This is a genomic window from Pseudonocardia alaniniphila (genome assembly GCF_022524485.1).
GTDB lineage: Bacteria > Actinomycetota > Actinomycetes > Mycobacteriales > Pseudonocardiaceae > Pseudonocardia > Pseudonocardia alaniniphila.
In genome coordinates this window covers 181,300-188,491 of record NZ_JAKXMK010000028.1, presented here as the reverse complement: position 1 = coordinate 188,491, position 7,192 = coordinate 181,300, and the positions used below count along the sequence as shown (strand labels likewise).

The 7,192-nt window shown below is 68.2% G+C and carries 5 protein-coding genes; 4 read left to right on the top strand and 1 reads right to left on the bottom strand.

Annotation, left to right across the window (positions count from 1 at the left end):
- Positions 1–163: 163 nt before the first annotated feature.
- Both MMF94_RS29670 and MMF94_RS29665 read left to right on the top strand, forming a co-directional pair.
- Positions 164–1,021, top strand: coding sequence for a hydroxypyruvate isomerase family protein (locus tag MMF94_RS29670; RefSeq protein ID WP_241040544.1), 858 nt, complete (start codon positions 164–166; stop codon positions 1,019–1,021).
- 133 nt (positions 1,022–1,154) lie between these two features.
- A complete protein-coding gene (locus MMF94_RS29665; protein ID WP_241040555.1) occupies positions 1,155–2,801 on the top strand; it encodes a thiamine pyrophosphate-binding protein in 1,647 nt (548 codons plus the stop codon).
- A 216-nt stretch (positions 2,802–3,017) separates the two neighbouring features.
- Here the strand turns inward: MMF94_RS29665 and MMF94_RS29660 are convergent, their stop codons facing one another.
- Positions 3,018–3,995 carry a 2-dehydropantoate 2-reductase gene (locus MMF94_RS29660; RefSeq protein ID WP_241040543.1) on the bottom strand — a complete coding sequence of 326 codons (978 nt, stop codon included), beginning with the start codon at positions 3,993–3,995 and terminating at the stop codon, positions 3,018–3,020.
- Positions 3,996–4,209: 214 nt separating this feature from the next.
- Here MMF94_RS29660 and MMF94_RS29655 point away from each other — a divergent pair, with 214 nt between their 5' ends.
- Positions 4,210–5,937 (top strand): thiamine pyrophosphate-binding protein, encoded by a 1,728-nt coding sequence (locus tag MMF94_RS29655; RefSeq protein ID WP_241040542.1) that lies wholly within the window; start codon positions 4,210–4,212, stop codon positions 5,935–5,937.
- 28 nt (positions 5,938–5,965) lie between these two features.
- Positions 5,966–7,192 (top strand): formyl-CoA transferase, encoded by a 1,227-nt coding sequence (gene frc, locus MMF94_RS29650; RefSeq protein ID WP_241040541.1) that lies wholly within the window; start codon positions 5,966–5,968, stop codon positions 7,190–7,192.

Genomic DNA, 7,192 nt, shown 5'->3' with positions numbered 1-7,192 from the left:
AGGAGGCCCTGGAGGCCGCGGGCGTCAAGGTCGGCAAGACCCCCAGCGAGACCGCCGCGCTCATGCGGGAGCTCATCAAGGCGCACTAGCTCCCAGGCCCGCCGGAGCCGCCGCGACGCGATCTCCGTCCTCGCCCGTCCGTCGACTCCGGGAGGAGCCCCGTATGCCCGACGCCGCCCAGATGGCATTGCGTTACGACGTCAATCTGTCCATCTTGTTCACCGAGCTACCGCTGCTGCAGCGACCCGCTGCGGCCGCGGAAGCCGGGTTCGACGCCGTCGAGCTGTGGTGGCCCTTCCCGGAGCCGGTGCCGTCCGATCGGGATCTCGACCAGCTGCGTGACGCGATTCTCGACTCGGGCACGCGGCTGGTCGGCCTGAACTTCGATGCCGGCAACATGGCAGCAGGAGAGCGGGGCCTCCTATCCCGGCCCACCGACAGTGAACGCTTCCGCGCGAACATCGACGTGGCCGTCGGCTTCGCCGCCTCGCTCGGTTGCACTGTTCTCAACGCCCTGTACGGAAACTGGGACCCCGAGTCGAGCGTGCCCGAGCAGCGCGAGATCGCCACGGAGAACCTCGTGCTCGCCGCGCGTTCCGCCGAACGGGCCGGGGCCACCGTCGTGATCGAGGCACTCAACAACATCGAGAGCCCCGACTACCCGATCACCTCCTCGCACGAGGCGCTGGACCTGATCGAGTACCTGCGGGTCATCCACGACGTGCCGAACATCGCGTTCCTCGCCGATCTGTACCACCTCGCCCGCATGGGCGAGCCGGTCGAGCAGCTCATCGAGCGGCGCGCCGACCGGTTCGGTCACGTCCAGATCGCCGACCCACCCGGCCGGGGACAGCCGGGCACGGGCAACCTCGACTGGCCCATCCTGCTCGACCGGCTGGCCGCAAGTGAGTACCGCGGCTACGTCGGCCTCGAGTACAAGCCGGTGGGACAGAGCGCCGACAGTTTCGGCTGGCTCCCCCGGCACCTGCGGTCCGCCGCCGCCGTCGAGGAGTCCGTGTGACACAACCCGTCGGGATCGTCGGCCTCGGGACCAAAGAGGTCGTTCTCGGGCCCGGTGGGGTGCTCGAGAACGCCGAGCCCGGACTGCTGCAAGGCTAGCGATGGCAACCACCGCGAGCAGGGTCGTCCCCTGCATGGAGGCGGTGGCGGCAGTCATGGCGTCGGAGGGTGTCGACACGGTCTTCGGCATCCCCGGCGCCACGGTCCTGCCGCTGTACGCGGCGCTGCTGGACAACGGGATCAAGCACCTGACAGTGCGCCACGAGGCAGGCGGCACGCACGCCGCCGACGGGTGGGCACGAGCCACCGGCAAGGTCGGCGTGACGATCGGTACGTCCGGTCCTGCCGCCACGAACATGATCACCGGCCTCCACGCCGCGCTCGCCGACTCCGTCCCGATCATCTGCATCACGGGCCAGCCGGAGCGCACCGAGCCGCGCCAGGAGGCGTTCCCAGCCGTCGACATCGTCGAGATCGCCAAGCCGGTGACGAAGTGGGCCGCGCGGCTCACGGAGCCGGCCCAGGCCGCCTGGGTGTTCCGTGAGGCGTTCCGGATCGCCCGCTCGGGCCGGCCGGGCCCGGTGCTCATCGATCTGCCGATCGCCGTGCAGCGCGGCACCTGCCTCTACAACCGCAAGGTCGAGGCACCGCTCCCGATCGAGGTGCCGGCGCCACGGGTGCAGCCGATCAACGCGGCCGTGCAGATGCTGGAGAAGGCTCAGCGGCCGATCATCCTCGCCGGCGGCGGGGTCATCGGCGCAGAGGCGTCGGACGAGTTACGCCAGCTCGCCGAGTACCTCCAGGTGCCCGTGCAGGTCACGCTGATGGGCAAGGGGTCGTTCCCGGAGAACCACCCACTGTTCGCCGGCATGGCGGGGCTGCAGACGCAGGCCCGCTGGGGCAACGCCACGTTCCTCGAGAGCGACCTCGTGCTCGCGGTCGGAGTGCGGTTCTGCAACCTGCACACCGGCGATCTGCAGACCTACCGGCACGGACGGACGTTCATCCACGTCGACATCGAGCCGACACAGATCGGCAGGGTGTTCGAGCCGGACCTGGGGATCGTCGGGCACGCCAAGCCGACCTTGGCCGCCATGCGCGACCACGCCCGGCGCTCGTCGCCGCAGCACGCGCCCGGGACGTGGGTGGAACGGGTGGCGCACCTGCGTGCCACCCTGCGGCGCCCGGACGACGTCGACGCCGTGCCGATCAAGCCCTCGCGTGTGTTCCGGGAGATCGACCGGACGTTCGGACCCGACACCGCATTCGTGACTGCGATCGGTCTTTACGGGATCTGGTCCGGCCAGTTCCAGCAGACGTTCAAACCGCGCCGTCACATGGTGTGCGGTCAGCCCGGCCCGCTCGGCTGGGAGGTGCCCGCCGCAATCGGCGTCAAGAGTGGGCTCCCGGACAAGCAGGTTGTCGCGGTGGTCGGCGACCATTCCTTCCAGTTCCTCATGGAAGAGATCGCGGTCGCCGCCCAGCACAAGATTCCGTTCGTCATCGTCATGGTCAACAACGCCGACGATCTGCATTGCGGCGAGGGCGGAATCGACCACGTCACGCTCATGGATGCCTTCGGCTGCCCGGCGCGACGCATCGATCAGCCCGGGAACATCGCCGATGCGCTGAGCTGGGCGACGCTCGAGTCGGAGGCCCAGCAGCTGCCGGTACTCGTCGAGGTCATGGTGGAGCGGGAGGCCGACGCCGCGACGAGCGAGTCCCTGAACACCGTCAACGAGATCGAGCCGGCGCACGAGCTGGTGCCACTGGCCGACTGAGGCCACCGGACACAGCACGGTGACCGCGTCCGGCCGGACCGGCGAGGAGGCCGTTTCGCATAGTCAACGCCTCGCGGCGTGCACGGCCCACCCCGGAATACGGAAACGGCACTCCCGTCGACCTGATCGGGAGTGCCGTTCGCGCAGTTCGGGCCTGGAGACGCGCCGGCCGCCGGCAGGCTGTTCACCCGCCGACGGCCTCTGGGCGTGGACCTGTCAGGACGCCGCGGCCACCTGCTGGTTGAGCAGGTCGGCTACAGCGGTGATCGCCCGAAGAGTGGGGACCTCGGCGCCGGTGAGATCGGCGAGCTCCACCACGGCGGTCAGGAGCACGTCGAGCTCCATCGGGCGTCCACGCTCCAGGTCCTGAAGCGTGGAGGTCTTGTGCTCGCCGGTGCGCTCGGCGCCGGCAAGACGCTTCTCCACGGAGATCTCGGGGTAGCTGCCCACCCGGTGGGCGACCTCGAGGGTCTCCTCCATCATCTGGGCCACAAGGGCGCGAGTGCCCTGGTGGCGGCAGATCCCGGCCATCGTCGCCCTGGTGAGCGCGCTGAGCGGGTTGAAGGCGATGTTGCCCATCAACTTGATCCAGATGTCGCAACGCAGGTCGGCCTCGACCGGACACTTGAGGCCACCGGCCACCATCGCCTCGGCGAACTCCGTGCAGCGCGTGGAGATGCTGCCGTCCGGCTCCCCGATGGAGAACCGCGTGCCCTCCAGATGCCGTACGACGCCGGGAGCTTCGATCTCCGTAGCGGCGTAGACCACGCAGCCGATGGCACGATCCAGGTCGAGCGCGGCCGTGACCGCACCGTCCGGGTCGACACTCTCGATGCGGTGGCCCTCGAACTGCCCGGGAAGGCGGTGGAAGTACCACCACGGGATCCCGTTCTGAGCGGCGATGATGCTGGTGCTGTCGTGCAGCAGCGGCTTGATCATGGGGCCGGCCGCTGCGTAGGCGTTGGCCTTGAACCCCAGGAACACGTGGTCGACGGGCCCGATCTCGCCGGGATCGTCCGTTGCGTGGGGATGGGCGGTGAAGTCACCGCGGGGACTCAGTACCTGGACTCCGTTGGCTCGGAGCGCTTTGAGGTGCTCGCCGCGGGCGACCAGGTGTACATCGACACCTGCCCGACTGAGGCTCGCTCCTACATACGCACCGATCGCACCGGCACCCAGCACAGCAACCTTCACGTCGAGCTCCCGTCCTCGGCGACTGTGCATTCAGTATGCAGTATGGAACCGCGACGTCAAGACGGAACAGGACGGACATACAGGGGTCACGAGGGCTGTCGGGAAACCAACTCTGGACATCCGACGAAGCTAGGAGTACCAAAGCACCCATACCGTATGCAGTATGGAACTAGCCGCTGGCCGAGTGGCGACGACTACGAGGAGGTGCATCGCCATGACGCAGACGATCCCCGCGAGCGCTCAACGCCACGGGGTGAGCGATGCGGCGATCGCACCCGAGACGATCTCCGGCGGCCACCTGGTCGCGAAGGCACTCAAGGCCGAGGGCGTGGATACGGTCTACACCCTCTGCGGCGGTCACATTATCGACATCTATGACGGCTGTGTCGATGAGGGCATCGAGGTCATCGACGTACGTCACGAGCAGGTTGCGGCCCACGCCGCCGACGGTTATGCGCGCATCACCGGCAAGCCCGGCTGCGCGGTCGTCACCGCCGGCCCCGGCACCAGCGACGCCGTGACCGGCGTCGCCAACGCGCTACGCGCGGAGAGCCCGATGCTGCTCATCGGGGGTCAGGGCGCACTGAGCCAGCACAAGATGGGCTCGCTGCAGGACCTCCCCCACGTCGACATGATGACGCCGATCACGAAGTTCGCCGCCACGGTGCCGCACACGGCCCGCGCCGCCGACATGGTGTCGATGGCTTTCCGTGAGTGTTTCAACGGAGCCCCGGGCCCGTCGTTCCTCGAGATCCCGCGCGATGTGCTCGACGCCCACGTGCCCTACGAGCAGGCCCGTCTCCCCAGGCCCGGCTCCTACCGCGCCTCCACGAAGTCCGCGGGTGACCCCGCCGCCGTCGAGCAGCTGGCCGACCTCATCGCGCAGTCCGAGAAGCCGTGCGTCCTACTGGGCAACCAGGTGTGGACCTGCCGGGCCACCGACGCCGCCATCGAGTTCGTCCGCACCCTGAACATCCCGGCGTTCATGAACGGCGCCGGCCGAGGCACCCTCGCCCCGAAGGACCCGCTGCACTTCCAGCTGGCCCGCCGCCACGCGTTCAACGAGGCCGACCTCATCATCATCGTCGGCACGCCGTTCGACTTCCGGATGGGCTACGGCCGGCGGCTCTCGCCCACGGCCAAGGTCGTCCAGATCGACCTGGACTACCGCACGGTCGGCAAGAACCGCGACATCGACCTCGGCCTCGTCGGCGACGTGGGCGCGATCCTGGGGGCCGCTACGGCTGCTTCCTCGGGCCGCGTCAGCACCGGCGCGGCCAAGCGGAAGGCCTGGATCGACGAGCTACGGGCGTTCGAGACCGCCGCATACGAGAAGCGCCTCCCCCGCCAGCGCTCCGATGCCATGCCGATCGACCCGTACCGGCTCGTGCACGAGATCAACGAGTTCCTCACGGAGGACTCGATCTACGTCGGCGACGGCGGTGACATCGTCACCTTCTCCGGCCAGGTTGTGCAGCCCAAGTCCCCCGGTCACTGGATGGACCCGGGCCCCCTGGGCACCCTCGGCGTCGGCATCCCCTTCGTGATGGCCGCCAAGCACGCTCGTCCCGACAAGGAGGTCGTCGCCCTCTTCGGCGACGGCGCCTTCAGCCTCACCGGCTGGGACTTCGAGACCCTGGTTCGCTTCAACCTCCCGTTCGTCGGGATCGTCGGCAACAACTCGTCGATGAACCAGATCCGCTACGGGCAGATCCAGAAGTACGGCGAGAACCGGGGCCGCGTGGGCAACACGCTCGGCAACGTCAGGTACGACCAGTTCGCCAAGATGCTCGGTGGTCATGGCGAAGAGGTCCGCGACCCCGCCGACATCGCACCTGCACTCCAGCGAGCCCGCGAGTCGGGCTTGCCGTCCCTCATCAACGTCTGGGTCGACCCGGAGGTCTACGCCCCGGGGACCATGAACCAGACCATGTACAAGTGATCACTGCAGATCCCCGGGGAGTATACGAATGAGCGCACTAGACGGAATCCGCGTTCTCGACATGACCCACGTGCAGTCCGGGCCGTCGGCGACGCAGATCCTCGCCTGGCTCGGCGCCGATGTGGTCAAGCTCGAGGCGCCGACCGGGGACATCACCCGTCAGCAGCTGAGGGATATTCCGGACGTCGACAGCCTCTACTTCACGATGCTGAACTGCAACAAGCGCAGCATCACGCTCAACATGAAGAGCGAAGAAGGCAAGAAGCTCTTCATCGAGATGGTCCAGAAGTCCGACGTCCTGGTCGAGAACTTCGGCCCGGGCGCGGTCGACCGGATGGGATTCACCTGGGACCGCCTCCAGGAGATCAACCCCCGGCTGGTCTACGCCTCGATCAAGGGCTTCGGCGAGGGTCCGTACACCCACTACAAGGCGTACGAGGTGGTCGCCCAGGCCATGGGCGGCTCGATGGCCACCACCGGGTTCGAGGACGGGCCGCCGCTGGCCACCGGAGCCCAGATCGGTGACTCCGGCACCGGCATGCACGCTGTCGCCGGCATCCTCGCGGCGCTGGTGCAGCGCAACACCACGGGCCGCGGCCAGCGCGTCACCGTGGCGATGCAGCACGCCGTCCTCAACCTGTGCCGCGTGAAGCTGCGCGACCAGCAGCGGCTCGAGCACGGCCCGCTCAACGAGTACCCGAACGAGTCGTTCACCGACGAGGTGCCGCGCTCGGGCAACGCCTCCGGTGGAGGCCAGCCCGGCTGGGCGGTGAAGTGCAGCCCCGGCGGACCCAACGACTACATCTACGTGATCGTGCAGCCTCCGGGCTGGGCCCCCATCGCCAAGCTCATCGGCAGGCCCGAACTCGCCGAGGACTCGGAGTGGGCCACCCCTGCGGCGCGGCTGAACAAGCTCGACAAGATGTTCCAGCTGATCGAGGAGTGGTCGTCCCGCCTCTCGAAGTGGGACGCGCTTGCGGAGCTGAACGCTCTGAACGTTCCGTGTGGCCCGATCCTGTCGACCAAGGAGATCATCGAGGACGCCTCCCTCGCCGACAACAACATGGTCGTCACCGTCGACCACCCGGAGCGGGGCGCCTTCAAGACGGTCGGCTGCCCGATCAAGCTGTCCGACTCCCCGGTGAAGGTGGAGACCTCGCCACTGCTCGGGGAGCACAACGAGGACGTGTACGTGCGCGAACTGGGGCTCGCCCCGGAGCGCTTCGCTGAGCTCAAGACGCAAGGAGTGATCTGA